At 70.1% G+C, this 24,960-nt stretch carries 17 protein-coding genes; 6 read left to right on the plus strand and 11 right to left on the minus strand.

The window, feature by feature from the left end:
* Positions 1-49 precede the first annotated feature (49 nt).
* The gene (locus ABFY20_RS02025) at positions 50-1,366 is read right to left on the minus strand and encodes a sugar ABC transporter substrate-binding protein (protein WP_368498284.1); all 1,317 of its coding nucleotides are present in this window, start codon (positions 1,364-1,366) and stop codon (positions 50-52) included.
* A 223-nt stretch (positions 1,367-1,589) separates the two neighbouring features.
* Here ABFY20_RS02025 and ABFY20_RS02030 point away from each other — a divergent pair, with 223 nt between their 5' ends.
* Positions 1,590-2,885 (plus strand): GNAT family N-acetyltransferase, encoded by a 1,296-nt coding sequence (locus tag ABFY20_RS02030; protein ID WP_368498285.1) that lies wholly within the window; start codon positions 1,590-1,592, stop codon positions 2,883-2,885.
* A gap of 24 nt (positions 2,886-2,909) precedes the next feature.
* Here the strand turns inward: ABFY20_RS02030 and ABFY20_RS02035 are convergent, their stop codons facing one another.
* The 4 genes from ABFY20_RS02035 to ABFY20_RS02050 all read right to left on the minus strand — a co-directional run bounded on the left by ABFY20_RS02035 (position 2,910) and on the right by ABFY20_RS02050 (position 11,366).
* Positions 2,910-3,716: an SDR family NAD(P)-dependent oxidoreductase gene (locus ABFY20_RS02035; protein ID WP_368498286.1), complete on the minus strand. Its 807-nt coding sequence runs from the start codon at positions 3,714-3,716 to the stop codon at positions 2,910-2,912.
* Entirely contained in the window at positions 3,709-4,899 is a 1,191-nt protein-coding gene (locus tag ABFY20_RS02040) for a mandelate racemase/muconate lactonizing enzyme family protein (RefSeq protein ID WP_368498287.1), read from the minus strand. Before ABFY20_RS02040 ends, ABFY20_RS02035 begins: the two co-directional genes overlap by 8 nt.
* Before the next feature lie 51 nt (positions 4,900-4,950).
* Positions 4,951-7,698: a family 78 glycoside hydrolase catalytic domain gene (locus ABFY20_RS02045; protein WP_368498288.1), complete on the minus strand. Its 2,748-nt coding sequence runs from the start codon at positions 7,696-7,698 to the stop codon at positions 4,951-4,953.
* 98 nt (positions 7,699-7,796) lie between these two features.
* Positions 7,797-11,366: a sugar-binding protein gene (locus tag ABFY20_RS02050; RefSeq protein WP_368498289.1), complete on the minus strand. Its 3,570-nt coding sequence runs from the start codon at positions 11,364-11,366 to the stop codon at positions 7,797-7,799.
* 250 nt (positions 11,367-11,616) lie between these two features.
* On the opposite strand from ABFY20_RS02050, the gene ABFY20_RS02055 reads away from it, so the two are divergent.
* The 5 genes from ABFY20_RS02055 to ABFY20_RS02075 all read left to right on the plus strand — a co-directional run bounded on the left by ABFY20_RS02055 (position 11,617) and on the right by ABFY20_RS02075 (position 17,117).
* Positions 11,617-12,978 (plus strand): extracellular solute-binding protein, encoded by a 1,362-nt coding sequence (locus ABFY20_RS02055; RefSeq protein WP_368498290.1) that lies wholly within the window; start codon positions 11,617-11,619, stop codon positions 12,976-12,978.
* Between the two features lie 74 nt (positions 12,979-13,052).
* Complete coding sequence (locus ABFY20_RS02060; RefSeq protein WP_368498291.1) at positions 13,053-13,997, plus strand: carbohydrate ABC transporter permease; 945 nt, start codon at positions 13,053-13,055, stop codon at positions 13,995-13,997.
* Positions 13,994-14,944: a carbohydrate ABC transporter permease gene (locus ABFY20_RS02065; RefSeq protein WP_368498292.1), complete on the plus strand. Its 951-nt coding sequence runs from the start codon at positions 13,994-13,996 to the stop codon at positions 14,942-14,944. Before ABFY20_RS02060 ends, ABFY20_RS02065 begins: the two co-directional genes overlap by 4 nt.
* A complete protein-coding gene (locus ABFY20_RS02070) occupies positions 14,941-15,819 on the plus strand; it encodes an NAD-dependent epimerase/dehydratase family protein (protein WP_368498293.1) in 879 nt (292 codons plus the stop codon). Before ABFY20_RS02065 ends, ABFY20_RS02070 begins: the two co-directional genes overlap by 4 nt.
* Positions 15,820-15,848: 29 nt before the next feature.
* On the plus strand, positions 15,849-17,117 hold the full coding sequence (locus tag ABFY20_RS02075; protein ID WP_368498295.1) for an enolase C-terminal domain-like protein: 1,269 nt from the start codon (positions 15,849-15,851) through the stop codon (positions 17,115-17,117).
* Between the two features lie 327 nt (positions 17,118-17,444).
* Here the strand turns inward: ABFY20_RS02075 and ABFY20_RS02080 are convergent, their stop codons facing one another.
* From ABFY20_RS02080 to ABFY20_RS02105, 6 genes are all read right to left on the minus strand, one after another.
* Complete coding sequence (locus ABFY20_RS02080; protein WP_368498296.1) at positions 17,445-18,446, minus strand: LacI family DNA-binding transcriptional regulator; 1,002 nt, start codon at positions 18,444-18,446, stop codon at positions 17,445-17,447.
* A 31-nt stretch (positions 18,447-18,477) separates the two neighbouring features.
* A complete protein-coding gene (locus ABFY20_RS02085; RefSeq protein ID WP_368498297.1) occupies positions 18,478-19,089 on the minus strand; it encodes a hypothetical protein in 612 nt (203 codons plus the stop codon).
* Between the two features lie 53 nt (positions 19,090-19,142).
* Entirely contained in the window at positions 19,143-20,282 is a 1,140-nt protein-coding gene (locus tag ABFY20_RS02090; protein ID WP_368498298.1) for an ABC transporter ATP-binding protein, read from the minus strand.
* Complete coding sequence (locus ABFY20_RS02095) at positions 20,279-22,006, minus strand: ABC transporter permease (protein WP_368498299.1); 1,728 nt, start codon at positions 22,004-22,006, stop codon at positions 20,279-20,281. Before ABFY20_RS02095 ends, ABFY20_RS02090 begins: the two co-directional genes overlap by 4 nt.
* An 82-nt stretch (positions 22,007-22,088) precedes the next feature.
* A complete protein-coding gene (locus tag ABFY20_RS02100; RefSeq protein WP_368498300.1) occupies positions 22,089-23,153 on the minus strand; it encodes an ABC transporter substrate-binding protein in 1,065 nt (354 codons plus the stop codon).
* A gap of 145 nt (positions 23,154-23,298) precedes the next feature.
* A complete protein-coding gene (locus ABFY20_RS02105) occupies positions 23,299-24,918 on the minus strand; it encodes an amidohydrolase (protein WP_368498301.1) in 1,620 nt (539 codons plus the stop codon).
* Between the last annotated feature and the right edge of the window lie 42 nt (positions 24,919-24,960).

Genomic DNA, 24,960 nt, shown 5'->3' on the forward strand with positions numbered 1-24,960 from the left:
GCGGTTCGCGGGGGCCCCTCGGCGGAGCCCCCGCGAACCGGTCGAGCGACTACTCGCTGACCGTGAAGCCCTGGTCGGTGGCGAAGTCGGTCACCGTCGACTGGATCTCGGCCATCGCCTCCTCCGGCGTCAGCTTGCCCTTGGTCATGTCGCCGAGCTTCTCGTTGAAGGCGCTCATCACGGTCGAGGAGAACGGGCTCCACTCCCAGCCGTCGGGCACGGTGGTCATGGCCTCGGCGAACACGGCCTTCGAGGCCTGACCGCCGTAGAAGTCGACCGGGGTGGCGAGGAACTCGTCGTTCTCGGCGTACTGCTTCAGCACCGGGAAGCCGGCGTTCGGCAGCTTCGAGATGCGCTCGTCATGGCCCGCGAACTCCGCGAAGAGTGCTGCTGCCTGCTTGTTGGCGCTCTGCTCGGTGACCGCGTAGGCGCTGCCGCCCCAGAGGGCCGATGCGGGCGTGCCCGCCTTCCAGGTGGGGAGGGGCGCGACGGTCCACTTGCCGGCGTTCGTGCCCTCCGCTGCCGGTGCGGTGAGCTGCTCGCTCCAGGCCGCGGCGAGCATGCTGCCGATGGTGTCTTCGGCGATCGCCTTGTTCCAGTCGGGGGAGTAGACGGGGATGCTCGACACCAGGTCGCGCTGCACCAGGTCGTTCCAGAACGACACCACGTCGACAGCCTCCTGCGAGTCGTAGTCGATGCCGATGGTGTCGCCGTCGATGTGGATGGGGAAGACCGAGGCCTGCCAGAGCATCTGCTGCGTGTTCGTGTCGGCGAACGGCGAGTTCGCGATGTAGGAGTCGGGGTAGGCGGCCTTATAGGCCTCCGCCGCTTTCGCGAACTCGTCCCAGGTGGTGGGCACGGCGATGCCGGCCTGCTCGAACAGGTCGGTGCGGTAGGCCAGCGCCATGGGGCCGGCGTCGCTCGGGATGCCGTAGAGCGTTCCGTCGATGGTGGCGAGGCCGATGGTGGCGTCGGTGAAGTCGCCCGCGATCTCGTCGGCGCCGAGCGCCGAGAGCGAGGTGATGTCTTTCGACAGCGCCCACTGCGGGATCATGTCGAACTCCACCATGGTGACGTCGGGTGCGCCCGAGCCAGCCTCGAAGGCTGTCTGGATCTGCTGGTAGAGCGTGTTGCCGTCGCCCTGGTGCACGAGGGTGACGTCGATGTTCGGGTACTCCTCCTCGAACATCTTCACCGTGTCTTCGACGGTGGTCTCCCAGCTCCACACGGTGATGGAGCCGCTCACCTCGTCGGGGTCGGGTGCGCTCGGCGTCGCGCCCGAGCATCCCGCGAGCAATGCGGTGCCGGCGATCGTCGCGCCGATCGCCGCGAGGAGTCTGCCTCTGTTCCTTCGGCCTAGTGCCATGGGTGTTCCGTCCTGTCTGTCGCTGTCGAGTCGAGCCCGGCGGCTCGCGTGCCCTCAGACGATCGAGCTGCATCGTCGCAACCGGCCACGGAGGTGACAGTAATCACTCACCGCGTCTGAGGTCAACCGTTGTGTTTTACATCGCAACATGTTTGTAACACGATGCGAGCAAATTGGAGAGGCTGGCATGGCGCTCATGAACGATGCCCGCTATTCTCGGTGCATGGTTTCGCATCCCGAGCACGTCGCCTACCGCTTCGACGCCTTTCCCGCCCGGCGGGACGCGGAGGGAGTCGACCCGCGCTGCGACGCCTGGCTCGACGCCATGAGCCTCGGCTTCCTGGTGCCACAGGCCTCGCCGCAGCACCGGCATCGTCTCGCGAGCTGGCTCGCGGACGACGGGGCCGTGCTCGACGCGGCGTGGCCCGAGAGCTCGCGCCCGGGTGCGCTGCAGGCGCCGGTGGCGACCTTCGCCGACTACGGCAAGCCGCTCACGGTCGCGGTGGGGCGCGAGCTGGAGACCCACCTCGTGGCCTACGTCACGGTGCGGCCGACCCATCGCCGGCGCGGACTGCTGAGGCAGCTCATGGAGCGGTCGCTCGGCCGCGCGGTCGAGGCGGGCCGGCCCCTGGCCGCGCTCACCGCGAGCGAGGGCGCCATCTACGGCCGCTTCGGCTTCGGTCCGGCCACGTCGACGGTCTCCGTCGTGCTCGACTCCTCGAAGCCGTTCGCGCTCGCTGCTCCGCTCGTGCACAGCGTGGAGCTCGTGACCGAGGAGTTCGCCGCCGAGCAGTCGGAGCGGGTGTTCGACCGGTTCCACGGCGCCAGGGTGGGTTCGATCGGCAGGCCCTCCTCGTACCCTGAACAGACCCTGCACCCCTACTCGCCCACGGGTGACGCCGACGCCGCCGTGCGCTACGCGGCCGCCTTCGCCGCCGACGGCTCGGTCGACGCGGTGCTCTGCTACCGGCCTTCGGGCTGGACGGGCGAGCCCGGTTCGATCGAGGTCGTCGACCTGGTCGCGGCGGACACCGCCTCTGAGCTCGCGCTCTGGGACTTCCTCGCCGGGGTCGACATGGTCGATACGGTCACCTGGCGGCACGCTCCGGTCGACCCCGTGCTGCCCTGGGCGGTGACCGACCCCGACAGCGTGCGCGTCGAGCGCCAGCGCAACGCGGTCTGGCTCCGCGTGCTCGACGTGGCGGAGGCCTTCTCGGCACGCGGGTACGAACGCGACGGCGAGCTGGTGTTCTCGGTGAGCGACCCGCAGGGGTACGCCGCGGGCGCCTACCGTCTCGTCGTGCGGGAGGGGGCGGGCCGTGTGGAGCGCGTCGCAGCCGACGTGCCCGTCGACCTCGAGCTCGACGCACCCACGCTCGCGAGCCTGTACCTCGGTGGCACGGAGGGGCGTGCCGTGGCCCGGTCGGGGAGGATGCGCGAGCTCACCCCGGGCGCCGCAGACCGCTTCGCACGCCTGCTGCGTACCGACAGCGCTCCTTACGGGGTCACGGAGTTCTGAGCCGCGCATCCGTTCGCCCGTCGCTCAGTCGAGGTACCAGCCGCCGTCGACGACGAGCGACTGGCCGGTGATGAACGAGGAGCGCTCCTCGGCGAGGAACGCCACCGCGTGCGCGACGTCGTCGACGGTGCCCCGCCGCGGAACCGACTGCACCTCGGCCATGCGCTTCGCCAGCGCCTCCTGGTCGGGGAACGAGGCCAGCTCCGACTCCGTCTGGATGGCGCCCGGGAGCACCGCGTTCACGGTCACTCCGCTCGCCCCGAGCTCGCGCGCCAGCGCGCGGGTGAACCCGATCACGCCGCCCTTGGCTGAGACGTAGTCGAGCAGGTGCCGCTGGCCGCCCAGGTAGGTGACCGAGGAGAGGTTGACGATGCGCCCCCATCCGGCGGCCTCCATCGCGGGCGCGACCGCGCGCGAGACGAGGAACGCCGAGCGGAGGTTCACGCGCAGCGCGTCGTCCCAGTCGGCCGGCGTGATGGTGCGCCAGTCGCGGTGCCGGCTGAGCCCGGCGTTGTTCACGAGCACCTCGACCTCGCCGAGGCGCTCCCGCACCCGGGCGATGGCGGCGGTCACCGAGGCGTCGTCGCCGACATCGGCGAGCTCGGAGACGACGGCGGCGAAGGCACCCGCCCCCGGGGCGGGCCCGGCCGCGGCGAGCTGCCGGGCGGTCTCGTGCACGAGGGGGTCGATGTCGAGCAGGGCCACCGCGTGCCCGTCGGCGTGGAACCGGGCGGCGACGGCCTTGCCGATGCCCTGAGCCGCGCCGGTGACGACGACGACCCGCGGGCGGGCGGCGGAGAGATTCTCGCGCGCGGAGCCGCCGTCAGTCACGACGCGACACCTGCCGCACCAGGCCCGGCTGGGCGAGGTACTGCTCGGTCAGCTCCGCACCGAGGCCGGGGCGGTCGGGTGCCGCCATGAGGCCGCCGCTGCGGGTCCACTCGGTGTCGACCATCGAGGGGTAGACGTCGCTGAGGTAGCTGCGCAGCACCTCCTGGTAGGCCACAGTCTGATTGGCCATGGCCAGGTGCAGTCCCGCGAGCAGATTGATCGGACCGGTGCAGTCGTGCATCGACGCCACGACGCCGTGGGCCGAGGTGAGCGCGAGGATCTTCTGCGCCTCGCTGATGCCCCCGCACCAGCTGGGGTCGAGGTGGAGGTACTGGATGGCGCCCTGCTCGAGCAGCTGCCGGTACTGCCAGCGCCCACCCAGGTACTCGCTCGCGGCCAGCGGCACGGGTGAGCGCTCGGAGAGCCAGCGCAGGGTCGCGGGATCGTGCGCGAGCACGAAGTCCTCGGCCCACTGGATGTCGAACTCCGCGACCGACTGCAGGATCTTGAGAGCGGGCGACGCGTCCCACTGAGCGTGCCCCTCGAGCATGATCTCGAGGTCGTCGCCGACGGCGTCTCGGATGCGCTCCACCACCGAGCGGCCCGCCCTCACCTCGGCGGAGGAGATGCGCATGCCGCCGTATTGCTGGGCGGCGGCGTCGAAGGGCCAGACCTTCATGCCCACGAAGCCCTCGTCGCGCAGTTCTTGCGCGAGCCCGCCCGGGTCGTTCGCCGCGCGCCACAGGTCGTCGGGGCCGGCCTGGCCGCCGCGGCCCACGTGGGTCGATGCCGCGTAGGCGATTCCGGCGCAGGTGTTGTAGACGGCCACTCCCGCTCGGGAGGGCTCAGCGCCCCCGAGGAGGGCGTAGACGGGTGCGCCGGCGGCCTTGCCCTTGAGGTCCCAGAGGGCGAGGTCGATCGCCGAGATGGCCCGCATGTCGGTGCCGCCGCCCACCCGGCGGGCCGACTGTGCGTAGAGGGTGTCCCAGACGGAGTCGTGAAGCGCGTCGGCGCCGAGAACGACGGGCGCGATCGCCTCGTGCACGTAGGCTGCCACGGTCTTCGGCGTGTAGTAGGTCTCGCCGAGACCGGTGATGCCCTCATCGGTGTGCAGCAGCACGAAGGTCACCGACGGTGAGGGCCCCTCGGGCTGCGAGAGGGTCTCGATGGCGGTGATCTTCATGGGGGTGCTCCTTCGGTCGAATCGCTTGTTACATCATGCAAGCAATACGTTTCACATATCAACACGCAATGCGCGCAATCGTCGGTCGATTTCCTCGACCGACGACGCCGGCGGTGAGACCGCCGCCAACTCCGCCCGGAGAGCGCGGCCGGGCACCCACCGCACGAACGCGTCGAACTCCCGCGCCAGATCGGGGTCGTGCTCAGCCAGAGTCGTCGAGACGACCCTGCACGCATCACCTGTGTCGGCGACGTCGGCGAGATCGGAGTCGACCGTCACCGCTTGGTGAAGCCGCCCGCCCAGCGGAGCGGCGACTCGCCATTCGTAACCGCCTGCGCCCACCGTGAAGGGGGCCCGATCGGGGAGGACGATGTCGGCGAGCGTGCCAGGTGGAACGACCGCCGAGACAGAGACCTCCGCGGGGTCGGCCGGGTTCCTGCGCCACCGCACCTCCGCCCGCCCGTAGGGGGTGTCGTGCCTCACCGCCGCGTGTTCGAGCGCCTCGACGAACCAGGGCTCGACGCGCAGCCGGCGGTAGCCGGGAGCGGCGGGGGCGAGTCCGCCGACCCGGCGGTGCAGCACATCGGCGATCGAGCCGAGGGCGTAGTGGTTGAAGGAGGTCATGCCCGAGGGGTTGATGGAGCCGTCGGGAAGCATCGAGTCCCAGCGCTCCCACATCGTGGTGGCGCCCATGGTGACGGGATAGAGCCACGACGGGCACATCCGCTGCAGCAGCAGCTGCTCGGCGGCGTGCGCCTGGCCGTTGTCGAGGAGGGCGTCGAGCACGTGCGGCGTGCCGAGGAACCCGGTGGCCATGCGGTAGCCCCCCGCGCGCAGCAGGAACGCCAGCCGGCTCGCGAGGGCCGCGCGCATCGATGCCTCGGTGACCAGGCCGAAGGCGAGTGTGAGCGCGTACGCGGCGGGTGCATCCGACATCAACCTCCCGGCAGGCGTGAGGTAGGCCCCGACGAAAGCCGCGCGGATCTCCTCGGCCACTCGGGCGTACCGCCTCGCCTCGGCAGACGGCGAGACGATGTCGGCCACCGGGCCCGTCAGCTGCGACAGGCCGTCGGCGAGCAGCCGGGTCGAGCGGAAGAGCCAGGCCGTGGCCACCACGCCGGGGTCGGCCTTCGCCTTGTCGGGGCGGGAGGCGGTGGGGTCGAGCCAGTCGCCGTACTGGAAACCGCGCTCCCACAGCCGGCCGGGGCCGGCGGCTTCGAGGGCGTGGTCGACCCAGGCGGCCATGCTGGGCAGCTGGCGCTCGAGCAGGGCGAGGTCGCCGTAGCGCTCGAACAGCACGCTCGGCACTGCAGTCGCGGCGTCGCCCCAGCCGGCTGCGGCGACGTCGCTCAGCTCGCCCAGAACGTCGGGCACCACGGTCGGCACCCTCCCGCCGCGCTCGCGCTGCTCGAGGGAGAGGTCGGTGAGCCAGCTGCCGAAGAAGGCGTCGACGTCGAAGAGGGAGGTGGCTGCCGGGGCGAACACCTGGGCGTCACCGGTCCAGCCCAGCCGCTCGTCGCGCTGCGGGCAGTCGGTGGGCAGCGCAAGCGCGTTGCCACGGAGGCTCTGCACCACGTTCTCGTGAAGGCGTTCGAGGAGCGGCTCGGAACAGCTGAACCACCCGGTGCGCGTGAGATCGGTGTGCAGCACGACGGCGCGGAAGGCGTCGATGTCGAACTCGCCGGGCCAGCCGGCCACCTCGACGTAGCGGAAGCCGTGGAAGGTGAACTCGGGCTCGACGGTCTCCGGGCCCTCCCCCGCCAGCACGTGCGTGTCGATCGAGCTCGCGGCGCGCAGCGCCCGCACGCACAGCTCGCCGTCTTCGAGCACCTCGGCGTGCCGGAGAGTGATGGTGGCGGCGCGGGGGCCGTCGACGGTGTAGCGCACGCGGCCCACCACGATGCGCCCGAAGTCGAGCACGGTCGCGCCGGAGGGGGTGGTGAGCACGTCGACCGGGGCGATCTCCCCGATGCGCCGCACCGGCTCCATGTCGACCGACTCCGGTTCGAGCGCGAGCGGGCGAGTGGCGACCGGATGCCACGACGAGTCGTCGAAGAACGGCTGGTTCCAGCCGGGCTGCCGGCGGCGGGCATCCGTCGTCTCTCCGGCGTAGAGCCCGCTCGACACGAACTCGCTCTCGACGGTGCTGCGCCAGCCGTCAGCGGAGCCGAGGCGCTCGACGGTGCCGTCGGCGTGCTCGAGCCTGAGCTCGATCGAGACGGCGGGCTGGTCGCCGTAGAAGCGGGCAGCCCGGGCGCCGAAGCCGTAGGCCTCGGTGTACCAGCCGCCCGCGAGCCGCACGGCGAGGGCGTTGCGGCCGGTGCGCAGAAGCGGGGTCACGTCGGTGGTCTCGTGGGCGAGCCGATGCTGGTACACCGTCCACCCGGGTTTCAGCAGGTGGTCGTCGACGTCGACGCCGTTCACGGCGACCTGGTAGACGCCGAGGGCTGTGGCGAACAGGGTGGCTCGGGTGACGGATGCGGCGACATCGAGCTCGGTGCGCAGCAGCACCGGTTGTGCCTCAAGGGTGGGTGCCGGGTGCGAGAGCAGGGGAGCGCGCCAGGGCTCCTCGCGGAAGGCGGTGAGGAAGGGGAGCGGTTCGCTCCAGGGGGTGAGCGAGCCGTCGTCGCCCACGAGCTGCAGGTCGAGCGAGTGCTGCGTGCCCGGCTCGAGCGGGGGGAAGGGCCAGGGCACGAGCACGGATTCGGCGCCCGCGAGCTCGCGCACCTCGGTTCCGTCGAGGCGGAGGCGCGCGCCCGCCTGCGCCCAGGGCCCGTGGGCCTCCACGATCCACGACACCGGCGGACCGGGCTCCGTGATCGGAGCCCGGCCGCGTCGGCGGCCCAGCCTCAGCGACGCGATGCGCGCCGAGGCCGGGCCGTGCCCGTCGGGGGTGTTCAGCTCTCCGCCCGACGGCGTCGCACGAGAGCGAAGGCGCCGGCTCCGAGGAGCAGGAAGGCGACCACGGCGAGCACTCCCGCCGCCGCGTTGCCGGTCTCGCCGAGCGCCGAGGCGCCTGCGGAACCGCCGCTCCCGTCGCCCGACCCGCCGTCGTCGCCGCCGTTGCCGTTGCCCGGGCCGCCCGGCGTTCCGGGGGCCGGGGTAGCGCCGGGAGTGCCGGGAGCCGGGGTGTCGGTCGGCGTGGGCGTGCCCGTGGGCTCGGGCGTCGGGGACGGCTCGGGCGTCGGCTCCGGCTCCTGCGCCGCGAGCAGGTGCAGCGCGTTGAACTGTGCCGAGTCCTTCTCGGCGGCAATGCCGCCTCCCCAGGCGATGTAGCCGGCGCGACCTGAGCCGTCGGCCTCGTTCACGAGCAGCGATCCGCTGAACAGTGCCGAGTCGGCACGCGCACCGCCGAGTCGCTGCCACGGCACGGCCACCTCGTACACGGTACGGCCGGCGGCGTCGTCGCGGGTGATCTGCACCTGGGCGCCGGTCACGGTTCCCGCTCCTTCGCCGACGGAGAGCCAGCGGTAGAGTTGCGGGCCGTCGGCGGTGAGCGCGACACCGAACTCGTTCCAGGCGGTCGCCTCGCCGGGTGCGCCGTCGGCGACGGTGAACTGGATCGAGTCGCCCTGCCAGATCGTGCTGCCCGAGGAGGGCTGGTCGTGCACGTCGTCGGCGATGTCGGCGCTCAGGTACAGGTTGTCGTCGTCCCAGGTGTACCAGACCGTGCCCGACAAGTCGGCGGGGCCGGTCGAACCCACGGTCTGGTCGTCGCCGACAGCCGCGAGGTCGATCGACGGAACGCCCTCGAGGTCGTCGAGCACCCCGTCGACCGCGATGGTGCGGTGCGCGACCTCGGCTGCGGCGCCCACGTCGAGCGGACGCACGCTGCCGGATGCGGTGAGCTCGCCACCGTCGACCGACGCCCGGGCGGTCCACGCGGTGGTGTCGGCGAGCTCGGCGAGGGGCACGTCGGCGACGAGCTCCGAGGAGCCGGCCAACGCTCCGTCCGTCACCAGCACTCCCGAGGCGTCCCCGAGCGTGTACGACAACTCCGACACCGTGGTGGCGTCGGGGGAGGCGTTGCTCACCCGCAGCCGCAGCACCGAGGCGCCGTCGTCGTCGATGGCGTGACCGCCCGAGAGCTGGAGTGCCTCCGAGACCGTGGTCGAGGCGCTGAGCGTGCCGAGATACGTTCCCGCTCCGGTGAGCTCAGCCGACACACTGTAGCTGCCGGTGGCGGTCGGGGCGGGCAGCTCGAAGTCGAGCGTCGCCTGCTCCCCGGCGCCGGCGGTCTGCGAGACCTCCGTGCCGTCGGTGAACGTCAGGGTGAACGCCGTCTCCGTCGCACCCGCAGTGTTGTCCATCGTCCAGTGCGCCGAGACCGGCGCCCCGACGAAGGCCGCGTCGAGCGTGAGCGAGGTGGCCGAGCTCACCGGGGCGGAGACGTCGCCGCTCAGGTAGACCGGGGCCTCGCCGAGATCGAGCGTGAGCTCGGCGCCGTCACCGGCATCCACCGTGTGGGCCGCACCGTACGCATCCGTGATGGTCACGGTGCCGGTCGCCTCGACGCTCACCACCTGGGGGCTCAGCGACCACAGCGCGCGCAGCGGGCCGCCCGGCGTGGTGAAGCCGAGGTTCCAGACATCGGCGATGCTCTCATCGCGGTCGGTGAAGCTCGCACCGGCCAGCTGGTGAGCGGCCGTCGAGTAGGCCACGTAGCCGGGCTTCGGGGTGAAGGCGCCGAGCGCGTCGTCGGGGTGGTGCAGCAGACCGAAGTTGTTCTCGGTCTCGGCCGGGTCGGTGCCGTCATTGACGAAGTCATAGTAGTAGTACCGCTCGACGCCGTCCATGGTGGCGATGAGTGCCGACTTCGCCACGTTCGCCGCCTGCGAGGCCTCGCTCACCGCGCGCGCGTTCGTGCCGGTCGGCCAGCCGTGCTCGGTGATCCACATCGGCTTCGACTGGCCGTCGTTGTACTCGCGCACCAGCGCGTCGACCTGCTCGAGCCGGTCGGCCAGCGCTTCGGCACCTGCCGGGTAGCTGTACGGGTGCAGCACGATGCCGTCGACGTAGTCGAGCGCGCCGAGGGCGAAGGTGTCTTCGAGCCACGAGGTGTTGAGGTCGGCGACCGCAGGGCCGATCACGGGCAAGCCGGGAGCAGCTGCCTTCACGGCGGGAGATGCCGACTTCAGCAGGTTCACGTAGTCGGCTGCCGAGACGTTGGTGTTGCCGCCGAGGCCGAGGTCCCACTCGTTCCACAGCTCGATGCCCGAGGCGCTGTCCTGGAACTCGCTCGCCATCGCGGCAGCGTACGAGGAGTACGCCGCGACCGCCTCATCGCTCACCGGGCCGTTGCCCGAGTCGTAGAGCGGGTTGCCGTAGCCGGCCAGCAGCAGCGGGGCGACACCCAGCTCGTCGGCCTGGTCGAGGAACTCGGCGCGCGGCCGGGCCCAGTCGTAGACGCCCGGCTCGGTCTCGACCTCGCTCCAGTAGACCTCGTCGCGCAGCTGGGCGAAGCCGCCCTCCGCGAGCAGCTGCATGCTGTCGGGGCTCCAGCTCTGGCCGTAGTGCGTCGCTGCGGCAAAGCGGCCTTCGGCAGATTCGTCGCTGGACAGCGGCTCTGCGAGCCGGGCGAAGGTGGTCTCCTGGTGGCCGATCACCGTGTCGCCCTCCCAGGCGTCGACGGTGAGCTCATACCAGCCGAGGTCGAGTCCGTCGATGCCGAGCGATCCGGCTCCGCCTTCCACCTGATGCTCGCCCGACGAGATGACGGCGCCCGAGGTGTCGGTCACCCGCCAGTCGAGTCGGTCGGCGGTCGTGGTGAACGGGAACGCTGTCGGCTCGCCCGGGGTGAAGATGTTGCCGACCGTGCTCTGCCCCAGGGCGAACGACGATGCCTGGTCGGCCGCGTGAGCCACGATGTCGTCGATGAGCAGGCTCGCCGTGGGCACCGAGGTATCGGTGCGCGCGAAGGCGTTCAGCACGAAGCCGAGCTGCTGGGCCGGGCCGTGCCAGACGCCGTCGGCAGCGCCGCCCCACGAGCCGTGCTGCTCCTCGCCGGCCGGTGAGGCGAGGGTGATCTCCTGCCAGCCGTCGGAGGCGGGAACGGGAAGGAAGGTCTGGTGCGTCTGGCCGGTGCTGTCGACCAGCTGGACGCCGAGGCTCGAGACGTTGACCGTCTTCACCCAGAAGCTGAGCGAGTCGACCTCCACGCCTGCGAGCGGGCGGTAGGCCATCTCCCATCCGGCGTCCGACACCGCGGCGGTGTCGAGATCGATCGCGAGCGCCGCGGCACCCGAGTGCGAGTCGGCCGAGACGGCAGCGGGCACGCCGCTGCCCGTGGTGCCGTCGAAGCTCACCCCCGACCAGCCGTCGGCCGACTCGACGCCGAGGTCGGTCGTGGCTGCGGATGCGGCTGTCGCGGGCGCGAGCAGGGCGACCCCTGCGAGGGCGGCCGTGGCGATCACCGCCAGGGCGCGCCGGGCGCTGCGGCGGGGGAAGGGCGGGGGATGACCTGACACCTGTTGTCTCCTCGTCGAGTTATTGATGCAGGAAAAGCGTTTTCCTTGTGGGACATTGTCGGGACATCGCGGCGTTGGTGTCAAACGGTTCTTGAGAAACCGGCTTTGGCCACAATTCCGCATCATTCGGCGGATCTTTCCAAATTTGGTTTTGACGAGCGGCCCTTTGGGTGGTAGACATCGATCAGGGAAAGCGATTTTCTTCCCAGCACCCCCGTCCTCATCCTCAGATCCTCCCCAAGGAGTTTCAATGACGAAACGCATCCGCTCAGCAGCGGCTCTCCTCGCCCTCGGCGGTCTCGCCGCGGCCACCCTCGTCGGGTGCTCGAGCGGCACGTCCGCCGAGTCCGACGGCAAGGTCGTGATCCAGATCGGCGACCGGCCGAGCTCCGACCGCCCCGAAGACCGGCAGTACTTCGACGATCGCGTCGCCGCGTTCGAGGAGGCCAACCCCGACATCGACCTCGACCCCGTCGAGACCGGTTACGACGCCACCACCTTCCAGGCGCTCGCCGCCGGCGGGAGCCTCCCCGACGTCATGAGCGTGCCGCTCACCGAGCCGCAGGGCCTCATTGCCCGCGGTCAGGCGGCCGACCTCACCGACGCCCTGAAGTCGGAGGGTCTCTACGACTCGCTCAACCCGACCATCCTGAAGCTCGCCGAGAACGGCGACGGCCAGGCCTTCGCCATCCCCACGAACGCCTACTCCTTCGGCCTCGTCTACAACCGCGACCTGTTCACGAAGGCGGGCCTCGACCCCGACAACCCACCCACGACGTGGGAGGAGGTGCGCGAGGCGGCCAAGGCCATCAAGGCGGCCACCGGCGCTGCCGGCTTCTCGGTGCTCAGCACCAACAACACCGGCGGCTGGCAGTTCACCGGCATCACCTACTCCTACGGCGGAACCGTCGAGAACGCCGACGGCAGTGAGGCGACCTTCGACGACACCCCGTCGACCGAGGCGCTCGAGAACATCCAGGCCATGCGCTGGGAAGACGGAACGCTCCCGGAGAACGCGCTCTACGACGTGCAGTCGCAGGGCCAGGACTTCGCCGCCGGCAAGATCGGCATGGTCATCGGCGCATCCGACTACTACTACACCGTGGTGCAGAACCTGAAGCTGCCCGCCGAGAACTTCGGCATCGGCGGCATGCCGCAGAACGACGGTGTCAACGGCACCCTCAGCGGCGGCACGGTGCAGATCGTCAACCCGTCGGCGACCGAGGAGGAGAAGGAGGCCGCTGTCAAGTGGGTCAAGTTCTTCTACCTGCAGCCCTACCTCGACGAGGAGACCGCCGTCGCCGCCGCCAAGGCGTCGAACGAGGCCGGTTCCGTCACGGGTCTCCCCGGTCTGCCGGTCGTGAACTCCGACGAGTACGACACCTACTTCCAGTGGATCGCCGACTACGTCAACGTCCCCACCGCCAACTTCGCGCCCTATCAGGCAGCCTCCTCCGAGATCCCGGTCGTGGCGGAGCCGGTGAACAACGCTCAGGAGGTCTACGGTGCACTCGACACCGTGGTGCAGACCGTGCTGACCGACCAGAACGCCGACATCCCGGGCCTGCTCAGCAAGGCCCAGTCGGACGTGCAGTCGCGACTCGGTCGCTGACGCACCGGGGAGGCGGGCTTCGTGGTGGGGCCCGCCTCCCCTCTCCTCTCCACCACCACGACAGGAGTCTCCCGATGAGCGAACAGCTTCGTCTGCGTCGCACCGCCGTTCCCCGGGCGGGTGATGTGCCCGCCCTCACCCGGCGCTGGCGCCGTGCCCGCCCCGGGTTCGTGGCACTCGGCATCGCCCTTCCGGCGATCCTCGTCTACCTCTACTTCTCCTGGGGCCCGATCGTCAGCTCGCTCATCATGAGCTGGCAGAACCCGATCCCGGGCGGCACCGCGGAGTGGGTGGGGTGGGACAACTTCACCTACGTGCTGAGCGACCCCGGTCTCCCGCAAGCCGCCCTCAACACCGTCTACTACACGGTGCTCGCCGTGCTCTTCGGCTTCCCGGTGCCGCTCGCGCTCGCCGTGTTCATCTCGGAGCTGCGCAAGAAGAGCTGGTACTTCAGCGGGCTCGCCTACCTCCCCGTCGTGGTGCCGCCGGTCGTCGCCATCCTGCTCTGGAAGTTCTTCTACGAGCCGAGCTCCGACGGCGTCTTCAACTCGATTCTCGGTCTCGTCGGAATCGGCCCGCTGCCCTGGCTCAACTCCACCGCCATGGCGATGCCCTCCATCGTGCTCGAGACCACCTGGGCCGGTGCCGGCTCGGCGGTCATCATCTACATCGCCGCCCTCACCAGTGTTCCGAGCGAGCTCTACGAGGCGGCCGAACTCGACGGCGCCGGCATCTGGAAGCGCGTCTGGCACATCACCCTCCCGCAGATGCGCGGCATCATCGGCACGATGCTGCTGCTGCAGGTGATCGGCACCATGCAGATCTTCACCGAGCCGTTCCTGTTCACCGGCGGTGGGCCGCAGAACGCCACCAAGACGCTGCTCATGTCGGTCTACGACTACGCCTTCATCAGGGTCGACTACGGGGCGGCCACCGCGCTCAGCGTGCTGCTCGCCGTCGTGCTCAGCATCTTCTCCGTCGCCTACCTCCTCCTCACCCGCCGCTGGAGCCGCTCATGACCGCCGCAGCCCCCCGCATCCGCCCTCTCGGCGGCCGGGCTCGCCGCCGTGCCGAGAACGCCGACCCCGAGACCCGCACCAACATCTCCGACGCCGACCGCTCGCGCCCGGTGGTGCGGGCGACCCTCGCCATCGGCCAGGTCGTCGTGTTCGTGCTGCTGCTCATCGCAGGCCTCGGTCCGCTGGTGTGGCTCGCGCTCGCCGCCGTCTCGCCCACCCAAGACCTCATCCAGGGCCCGTTCTCCTTCTTCAGCAGCGGCACCGTGCAGTGGGAGAACCTCGGCATCGCGTGGGAGCGCGGCCGCATCGGCCACTACCTGCTCAACACGGCGATCCTCGCGCTCGGTTCGATGGTGGCGACGCTGTTCATCTCCACGACGGCTGCCTTCGTCATCACGGTGCTGAAGCCGCGCTGGGGCGGGCTGTTCTCCGGGGCCATCCTCGCGACGCTGTTCATCCCCGGCATCGTCTCGCTGGTGCCGCTCTACCTCACGGTGCGCGACCTGCCCGTGGTGGGGATCTCGCTCGTCAACACCTGGTGGGCGGTCTGGCTGCCGGCGGCGGCGACCGCGTTCAACGTGCTCATCATCTCCCGCTTCCTCGAGTCGATCCCGGCCGAGCTGTACGAGGCGGCGCGCATCGACGGGGCCGGCGCCCTGCGCATCCTGTGGAGCATCGTGCTACCGCTGGCCCGCCCCATCCTCGGCGTCGTCGGGCTGCTCACGGTGGTCGCCTCCTGGAAGGACTACCTGTGGCCGCTGCTGGTGCTGCCGAACCCCGAGAACCAGCCGGTGTCGGTGGCGCTGCCGAGGCTCGCCGAGCAGACCGAGCTGAGCGTGCAGATGGCGGCACTGTTCCTGTCGCTCATCGTGCCCGTCGTGCTCTTCCTCATCTTCCAGCGCCAGTTCCTCCGCGGCGCCAGCATGTCGGGAGGAATCAAAGGATGACCCGCGTACTCGTCACGGGCGCCGACGGCATCATCGGCCGCGCGGTCTCCGAGCGGCTGCTCGCCCAGGGCTACCAGGTCACGGCGCTGTCGCTGTCATACTCCGGCGCGCATCCGGCCGACCGGGTGCTCGAGGGCGACGCCACCTCGGTCGACGACGTCGCCCGAGCGCTCGACGGGGCGGATGCGCTCGCCCACTTCGCCGCCATCCCCCACCCCAGCCTCGGCACGCCCTACGACGTGTTCCGGGTGAACACCGACTCGACCTTCAACGTGCTGAGCCAGGCGGGGGAGCGCGGCATGGGGCGCGCCGTCATCGCGAGCAGCATCAACGCCATCGGCTACCCGAACAACCCGCACAACGTGCTGCCGCCGAGCTTCCCGCTCGACGAGTCGACGGTTCCCGACATCGCCGACGCCTACTCGCTGTCGAAGCTCGTCGACGAGCGCACCGCTGCACTCGCCCACCGGAGGTGGGGTGTCGACGTGATCGCGCTGCGCTTCCCCCTCGTGAAGTGGCCGCACGTGCTCGACGAGGTGCGCGCCGAGATCTCCGGCGACCCGGGGCGCATGGTGCGGGAGGGGTGGTCGTACCTCACCATGGCCGACGCCGCGCGTGCCGTGCAGTGTGCATTGGAGTCGGATGCCCGGGGTGCGCAGGTGATCGCCCTCAGCGCCCGCGACACCCTGCTCGACACCCCGACCGACGAGCTGCTGCGGCGGTGGGCGCCGCAGGTGCCGGTGACCCGACCGCTCGTCGGCAGGCAGAGCCTGGTCGACACGAGCCGGGCGCGCGCGCTGCTCGGGTTCGAGGCGGCGGAGTCGATCCACGACGGGTCGGCCACGCCGTCACCCGCCGCGCTTCCCACCAGCTAGACGTCTGACCCGCTAGGAGATCACGCACCATGTCCGACCTCGACGTGACGCCCGCCACCTTCGCCCAGCCCTGGGTGCCGCGCGACGACGTGCGCATCACCGACGTCAGGGCCATCGTCACCGCGCCCGAGGGCATCCCACTCGTCGTCATCCGCATCGACACCAGCGACGACGGGCTCTACGGGCTCGGCTGCGCCACCTTCACGCAGCGCTGGAAGGCGGTCGTCGGGTACCTCGAGCACGTGCGCAGGCTGGTGGTGGGCCGCTACCCGGGTGACATCGAAGACCTGCTGCGCGTCATCCGCTTCACCGGGTACTGGCGCGAAGGGCCCGTCGGCAACAACGTGCTGTCGGGCATCGACATGGCTCTCTGGGACATCGCGGGCAAGCGCGCCGGCGCCCCCGTCTACGAACTGCTCGGCGGGCGCGTGCGCGCCGCCGCCGACACCTACCTGCACGCCGAGGGGGCCACGCCCGAGCAGACCGCAGAGCACGCTCGGGAACTGATGGATGCGGGGCTGCGGCACGTGCGCATCCACACCGGCCAGCCGGGCATCGGCCACTACGGCGCGCCGCCTTCTGGCGACGAGTACACCTGGGCCAAGACGCCGACGGGCTGGAGCGTCGACGAGTACCTGCGCCGCACCCCCGCGCTGTTCGCGCGCATGCGCGAGCTGCTCGGCGAGGAGGTCGAGCTGCTGCACGACGCGCACTCGAGGCTCACTCCGAAGACCGCCGTCATGCTCGCCCGTTCGCTCGAAGAGTTCAGGCCGTTCTTCCTCGAAGACGTGCTCGCACCCGAGTTCTGGGACCGCCTCCCCGAGGTGCGTGCCGCCTCACCCGTGCCGCTCGCCGTGGGCGAGCTCGCGACGAGCGCCACCGAGGCGGCGCGGCTGGTGCGCTCCCACGCCGTCGACTTCATCCGCTGCCACCTCTCCGACATCGGCGGGTTGAGCGCCGGCCGCCGACTCGCCGTGCTCGCCGAGTTCGAGGGCGTGAAGACGGCCTGGCACTCGCCCGGCGACGCGTCTCCCTTCGCGGTGGCCGCGGCCGTGGCGCTCGACGTGTCGAGCCCGGCCTTCGGCATCCAGGAGGGGCACGTCTACAACGAGGCCACCCACGAGGTGTTCCCCGGCATGATCGACATCGTCGACGGCTGGCTCACCCCCAACGACGCCCCGGGCTGGGGCATCGACCTCGACGAGCGGGCCGCCGCCCGCTTCCCCGCGGGCCTCTCCGGCCACGACGGCTGGGCCGCCGGCGTGCGCGCCCCCGACGGCGGCCTGCTCGCCCCGTAGCGCGCGCGTCCCGCGCCCGCCGCGCCGCCCGCCCCAGCCCGCCCGCCGCGCCCCGCGCCGCCCGCCCCAGCCCGCCCGCCGCGCGCCGCTCGCGCGTCCCGCGCATCCTTCGCCGACCCGTCACAAAGTGCCGCCTCACCGCCCGCGAAGCGGCACTTTGCGACGGGTCGACCCGCGTTCCGCGGTTTCACCTGCTCGCGGCGCGCGATGAACTCCTGAAGTGCGAGGGTGCCGACCGCCTTCTTGGTGCTCTGAGCGCTCACGCTCAGAGCGTGCTCGGGCAGTTCGAGGTCGAGAGCTCTGCCCCTGTGTGGAGATGCCGGCCGATCACGTGCGGTGAGGAGAGGCGAGGGTGGTGCCGGCGATGAACTCGCCGCGGAACGTCTCGTGGGCGGGGGTGGTCTGGGTGCCGTCGAGGCGGCGCATCATGATGTCGGTCGCGGCGACGGCCATCTCCTCGACGGGCTGACGCATGGTCGCCAGACCGAACAGCGACGAACGGTAGACGCCGACGCCGTCGAATCCGGTGACCGACACCTTCTGCGGAGCGGGGACGCCCCAGGTGTCGAGGGTCTCGAGGATGGCGACGGCAGACGGGTCGTCGCCGGCCATGATCGCGGTGGCACCGTCGTCGAGCGCGCTGCGGAAACCCTCGGCGAACCCGTCGATACCGACACCGGGAATCATCGTGACGGTCGCGCCGAGCGACTCGAGGGCCTCGCGATAGAGATCGGTGCGCCGCTGCAGCACGATCGAGGCGGCGGAGTGCCCCGCCGTGAGCGCAACCCGACGATGCCCTGCCTGGAACACCTGTGATGCCATCTCGATCTCGCTCGCAGCGTCGATCGAGACGGAGTCGAAGGCGTCGTCGTCGGAGGGTAGACCGACCAGGACGGTTGGCACGAAGGAGGCCGCGTGTTCAGCTGCGGCCAGCGACGCTCGCCCCGAGGCGATCATGATGCCGGCGACCCGATGCCCGAGCAGGTTGTCGAGCGCACGCATCTGCATGGCGTGATCGTCACCGCCGTTGACGATGAGCAGGTCGATGCCACGCGCGTCGGTGACCGCCTGCACCCGTGCTGCGATCTCCCCGTAGAACGACCGCTCGGCACCGCGCAGCAGCAACCCGACCGTCGTCGGTGCCGAGCTGGCGAGCTCCGCCGCCCGACGATCGCGCACGTACCCCAGCCGGGCCGCCGTCGCGAGCACGTGCTCGATGGTCTCCGCGCTGACCCGAGACTCGCCCCGGAGCGCTCGGCTGGCCGTCGACTTCGAGACACCGGCGGCGTCGGCGACGTCGGTGAGCCCGACTCGAGCGCGGTGGTTCACGGTGCGGTACTCCCTTCGTCTGCCCGGCAGTCTAATGTCCGAGCGCCCACTCCCTGATCGTCTCGAAGCGGAAGACGCCGGCCTCCCTGTCCTGGTCGACCGCCACCAGGCTCACCGACGACAGACCCATGGCCGTGGGCTTCGCGGCCGGGGAGAGGTGATGCCGGATCACGGCATCGTCGGTCTCCTCGATGCAGTAGCTGACCGTGTAGTGCGGTGCATACGGTGACGCGGTGAGAGTCTGCCGCAGACCCGCGTCGGCGAGCGTCTGCCGGATCGTCGCGACAAGCGCAGACCAGTGCAGGCTGAGGCCGCCGACGGCCTCCACTGCATGCGACCTCACGGTCGGAGGCGCGAACCTGACCTCGAACCCGGGGAGCAGCCCGAGGGCCGGCCCGAGGGAATCGAGGGTCGACACCCACTCGGGGTCGTCGAGGTCGTCGGCGTAGGCATCGAGTCGCTGCACCGTGACGTGGAGGTACTCCTCCGGCATACGCCCCAGACCCGGGACCGTCGAGAGGGCCGACGAGACCGAGCGGAAGTCCCGGCGGAGCTGCTCGCCTTCAGCGGGAAGCGCGTAGAAGTGGAGGCACCCCGATGGCCTTCGCCATTCGGTGTCGGCGCGGTCGAAGAATCGTTGCATCTACCTGCTCCGCCTCGGGTCGGTCTCGAGCTGAGCTGGTGTGGTGGCGTCGATCATTCGGTGATGAGCCAGACCTCGGATGCCGAGAACTGGCAGCTCACCTCGGTGCCTGCCTCGAGCTGGCGCTCGATTCCGTTCGCCTGGCCCTGCAGCTTTCCGTAGGCGGTGTCGACGGTGTAGCGGGTGATCGCCCCGTCGAAGGCCGAGAAGAGGACGGTACCGGGGATGCCGTGCCCAGGAGGCCCGACGTGGAGATTCTCGGAGCGGACGAGCGCCTTGCCCTGTCCCCCCTGTACGGCCCGGTCGTCGCTCGGTACGTCGATCATCGTTCCGGCGATCCCGATCGTTGCCGTGCGCGGAGCCCCCGCCACGCCGTCGTTCACCGCGAAGACCTCGACGTCGAGGAAGTTCGCCGTGCCGAGGAAGGATGCGACGAAGAGCGAGTCGGGTCGGTGATAGATCTCCTCGGGAGTCCCCACCTGCTCGATCCTCCCCTCTCTCATGACCACCACGACGTCCGACATCGTCAGCGCCTCCGACTGGTCGTGCGTGACGAAGACGGAGGTGATCCCCAGCCGCTGCTGGATCGACCGGATCTCCTCCCGCATCCGCATCCGCAGTTTGGCGTCGAGATTCGAGAGGGGCTCGTCGAACAGCAGGATGCTCGGCTCCATCACCACCGCCCGCGCCAGGGCGACCCGCTGCTGCTGGCCCCCGGAGAGCTCGTGGGGGAACCGCTTCGCGTACTGCTGGATGCCCATCAGGTCCATCACGGTCGCGATGCGTTCAGTGCGACTCTGCCGGGGCTCGCGCTTGATCTTCAGACCGAAGGCGATGTTGTCTTCGACGGAGAGATGAGGGAACAGGGCGTAGGACTGGAACACCATCGACATCGGGCGCTTGTTCGGCGCCGTCTTGACGATCGACTTCCCGTCGACCCGGATGTCGCCGCTGGTCGGGGTCTCGAAGCCGGCGATCATGCGAAGGGTCGTCGTCTTCCCGCAGCCGGAGGGGCCGAGCAGGGTGACGAACTGGCCGGGTTCGAGGACGAGGGTGAAGTCGTCGACGGCGCGCGCATCGGATCTGCCCGTGGTGTACGACTTGGCGACACCGATGAGCTCCAGTGCGCCCTGAGACTTCCTCCCCGTCGCCGGTCGCCGGTCGGTCTTCTCGGTCGAGGTGGTGGTGGTCATGAGCTGGTTGTCCTTTTGGATCGGTTGAGGCGGCGGAGAAGGAGCGAGGTGATGCTGAGGATGACCAGCACCATCACGATGAGCACCGTGCAGTAGGCGAAGGCGTTGCCGAACCTCCCGGCATCGACCTCATCGAGGATCTGGGCGGTCATGACCTTGGTCTGCGGCGTCGTGATGAAGATGATCGCCGTGATCGTCGTCATCGACTTCGTGATCGCATAGGTGACCGCCGTGATGATGGCGGGGCTGATCAACGGGACGGAGATCCTGACGAACGTCGTGAACTGGTTGGCGCCCAGCGAGATGGCGGCCTCGTCGACCTGGGGGTTGATCTGCTTCAGCGACGAGATGGAGGCCTGCTGGCCGGTGGGGATGCCGCGGGCGATGAAGACCATCACGATGGCGACGGAACCGGCGCCCGCGGCCAGGCCGCCGGCAAGGGCGGGGAGGACCTGCTGCCCGAACAACCAGGTCGGTTGCGAGTAGGCCAGGGCGAAGCCGAGGCCCAGAACGGTGCCCGGGATAGCCGACCCGAGCATGCCCACGAAGTCGAGCACCCGGCCGAAGCGCTGGAAGTGCCGTACCACCAGCCACGCGATGCAGACGGCGAGGGCTGCGGCGATAGGCGCCGCGACGAGAGTCATCGTCAGCGTCGTACGCATGGCATCGGAACCGAGCCTCCAGACGAACTCGTAGTGCTCGAAGGTGAAGGAGTTGTTGACCCCGAGGATGCTGACGAAGCCGCCCACGAGAATGGTGCCGAAGACCAGGATGACGAGCGCCATCCATGCCGTGACGACCGTGAGCACGGGTATCCGCACCGCGAGACTCTCCATGGGGCGGATGCGACCGGTCGGCTTTCCCGTCACCGTGACGACCGACTTCTTGCCCGCCCAGTACTTCTGGATGACGAACACCAGGAGGGCGGGAACGAGCAGCACGAGTGCGATCCCCGCTGCCGCGGCGATGTCTCCGCTCCCGGCGATCGCGAAGTAGATCTGGCTCGCGAGCACACGGAACGACCCGCCGAGAACCAGAGGGTTCGCGAGGTCGGCGATCCCCTCGACGAAGAGGATCAGGAACGACGTCAGGAGTGAGGGCACGATCATCGGGAGCATCACCCGGAAGATCGTCCGGATCTCGCTGGAGCCGAGCGCGGCCGACGCCTCGAACAGAGACGGGTCGAGGTTCTCCAGCATCCCCCGGATGTTCATGTAGGCCAGGGGCGTGAACGTCATCGACACGACGAGCACCAGCCCGCCGAGGCCGTAGATGTCGAGTTCCAGCCCGAACAGGTGGTACGAGACGATGCCTCGCCGACCGAACAGGGTGATGACGGCTGTGGCGGCAGCGAACGGAGGCGAGATGAGCGGTAACAGGGTCAGCCAGTGCAACAGCTTCTTCCCGGGGAAGACGAGGAACACCTGGGCGAAGGCGGAGACCAGGCCGATCATCGTTCCGACGATGCCGACGAGGGCACCGAGCAGGAGGGAGTTCGTGAGGGTCGTGACATCGGTGGTGAAGGATGCCCCGATGGCCTCGAGACCGGCCGGTGACGTCCCGGCGGCGAGGAGCTTGCTCACCGGCAGTCCGAGGAGCAGGGTCATGGCGACGAGCACGATCGCGAGGACGAGCCAGACGCTCGTTCCGCGATGGGACGTCGCGCGGGTGGGCCGGCTTCTGCGGGCTTTCTGTGTCGGCGGAAGCGCAAGAGGTAGGTTCATGTCCTCGTCCTGTTCGAGAATGGGGGGAGGGGTTCGGTGGCCACTCGACGGCCACCGAACCCCGGTCGGTGGAGTTGACCGGCTACTCGGTGGCGGAGGTCTGCGACGCCACGTCGCTCTCGAAGCGCGCCAGAAGCGGTTCGCGACTGTCGGCCGCCTTCTGGAGGTCCCACGTGACCTTGTTCACCGCATCCTGATCGGGAACGGACGCCCCCTGCTGCGCATCGGCGAGTGTCGGTGCCGCGTAGGAGGGGACGTCGGCGTAGAGGTTCTGGGCGTCGGTCGAGAGGATCCAGTCCATGTAGGCCTTCGCGCCGTCGATGTTGCGGGCATCCTTCAGAATGGAGACGGCGCCGACCTCGTACCCGGTGCCCTCTTCGGGGTAGCTCGTGACCAGGTCGGAGTACCCCGCCTCCTTGGCCTTGACGCAGTCGGAATCGAGCGAGATGGCCACGGCGACCTCGCCTCGGCCGGCGAGCTCGGTGCCCGAGGCTGCCGACTTGGAGTACTGCAGCACGTTCTCGTCGAGCTGCCTGAAGTAGTCGATCGTCTCGTCTTCGGCACCGCCGTTCAACGTGTCGACGGCGAACATCGCCATGTATCCGACGCCGGCCGTAGCGGGGTGGGGCATCGAGACGGTGCCCTTCAGCGCGGGGTCGAGGAGGTCGTCCCATGACGTGGGCGCGTCGATGCCCAGCTTGTCGAGTTCAGCCTTGTTCGAGCAGAACCCCACCGAGTCGGTGTAGAAACCCGACCACACCCCGTCGGTGTCGTTGTACTCAGCGGCCAGCGCGGCGGCGTTCGGGGAGACGTAGGGCTCGATGAACCCGCGGTCGTCGGCGATGAGGTGGTTCTCGGCCTGACCGCCCGACCACACGTCGAACTCGCCCGGGGTCGTCTCGAGGCGCGCGAGCACCTCACCGGAGCCGAGGCGCACGTAGGTGGCGTCGATGCCGGTGGCGGCCGAGAAGGCGGCGGTGATCGCCTGACAGAAGTCTTCCTGCTGAGAGCAGGCGATGTTCAGGGAGCCGGTGGCTTGGGGTGCCGTCGTCGTCGCACCCTGCCCTTCGGGGGGAGAGCAGGCCGCCAGTGTGAGCATCAGGGATGCTCCGACGGTGACAGCGGACAGCTTCGTGGTAATGCGCATCATTGAGCCTTTCAGACCATCTCCGGGTGTTGCGGGAGCGTTCCCGCACCTGAATCATGCATGGACTCTCGAGCGATGTCAATGACGTCGGCCGCACACCATCGACCGTGGCCGAGCGACAGGGGCGCCAGGAGGGCCCGACGGGTCAGGCCTGATGCGTGATCTCGCCGCCGGTGATGGTGAGGGCGACCGAGGTGTCGAAGGCGCCGGTGGCGAGGGGATCCTCGTCGAGGAGCACGAGGTCGGCGAGCTTGCCCGGGGTGAGGGAGCCGCGGGATGCGCTGAGGCCGCAGGCCGCGGCGCTGCCGGTCGTGTAGAGCGCGAGGGCTTCACGTGGGGTGACCCTCTCGGCGGGGTCGCCGAAGAGCTGTCCACCCGCCGTGAGCCGCTCGACGTACGCCGCCATCCCGCGCAAGGGGTCGCCGTCGGCGACGGGGCGGTCCGAGCTGCCGCCGACCACCACGCCGCTGTCGAGGAACGACTTCACGCGATACGCCCATCCGGTGCGTCGCGGCCCGAGGGACTTCGTCATCGCGTCTCCGCCGTGTTCGAAGAAGCTCGCCTGGGGGGTGACCGCGAGGCCGGCGCGTGCGATTCGCGACAGCTGGTCGGGGCGCACGATCGACGCGTGCTCGATCCGGTTCGGCATCGTTCTCGGCCGGCCGCGCTGCTGCAGCTCCTCGAGGCAGTCGAGGGCGAGGTCGATCGCCCTGTCGCCGATGGCGTGCACCGCGAGCGACCAGCCGGCCGCGTAGGCGCGGGCCATGGTGTGCCGGAGCTGCTCCGGGTCGTCTTGGAAGTATCCCGACCCCGCATGCGAGCAGTAGGGCTCGCTGACCGCAGCCGTCTGCCCGAGCAGGGAGCCGTCGAGGAAGACCTTGGCGGGCCCGAGCGACAGGAGCTCCGACCCGAACCCGCTGTGCAGGCCCAGATCGAGCCCGGTCCCGCCGCCGTCGTCGGGATGGGCGGCGAGCCCGTGAAGCGCGTCGAGCACGGGCATGACCTGGGCGCGGGCGGCGAGCGACCCCGCTGCCGCGGCGCGCTGGTAGGCGGCGAGCTCGACCGGGCTCTGGCCGATCCACCCCCCTCCGATGCCGGCGTCGGTGAAGCTGGTGATGCCTTGCGCTGCGTACCTCCGGGTCGCCACTTCGACCGCCCGTTGCAACAGCTCGAGGGGCCTCGGCCGGAACTGCTCCTGGAAGATCTCCTGGGCCGTCTCCTCCACCCTCCCGGTCGGCGCGCCGTGCTCGTCGCGGCTGATCTCACCCCCGACGGGGTTCGGATAGCGAGCATCGACAGCACCCACCCGTCGCAGGGCGGCGCTGTTGACGAACGCGAGGTGGCCCGAATTGTGCCGCAGGAAGACGGGGGTGTCGCCGGTCACGAGGTCGACGGCGAGCAGATCCGGGTAACCGCCCACCACGGTGTGATCGAAGCCGTTGACGAGGAGCCAGTCGCCTGCAGCGCCGGCGCGATCGGCGGCGGCCTCGTCGAGCGCGGCGTAGAGCTCGTCGAGGGAGCGGCAGTGCTCGACCGAGGGCTCGAGGATGCTCAGCCCGAACCAGCTGGTGTGGCAGTGCGCATCGATGAAACCGGGGAAGACGGCGCGCCCCCCGGCATCGATGACGTCGCGGCTCGTGACGCCCCGGAGGTCGTCGTCGAGACCGACGACGCGGCCGTTCAGGATGCCGATCGACGACGCGCGAGGCGTGTCGTCGTCAAAGGTGCGGATCGTCGCATTCTCGACGACCAGATCGAGCTTCATGGTGTCTCCTGCTCCGTGCCGCCGCGCCGGCCGCGGGTCGTC

The sequence above is a fragment of the Herbiconiux sp. A18JL235 genome (assembly GCF_040939305.1).
In the GTDB taxonomy this organism is placed as follows: Bacteria; Actinomycetota; Actinomycetes; order Actinomycetales; family Microbacteriaceae; genus Herbiconiux.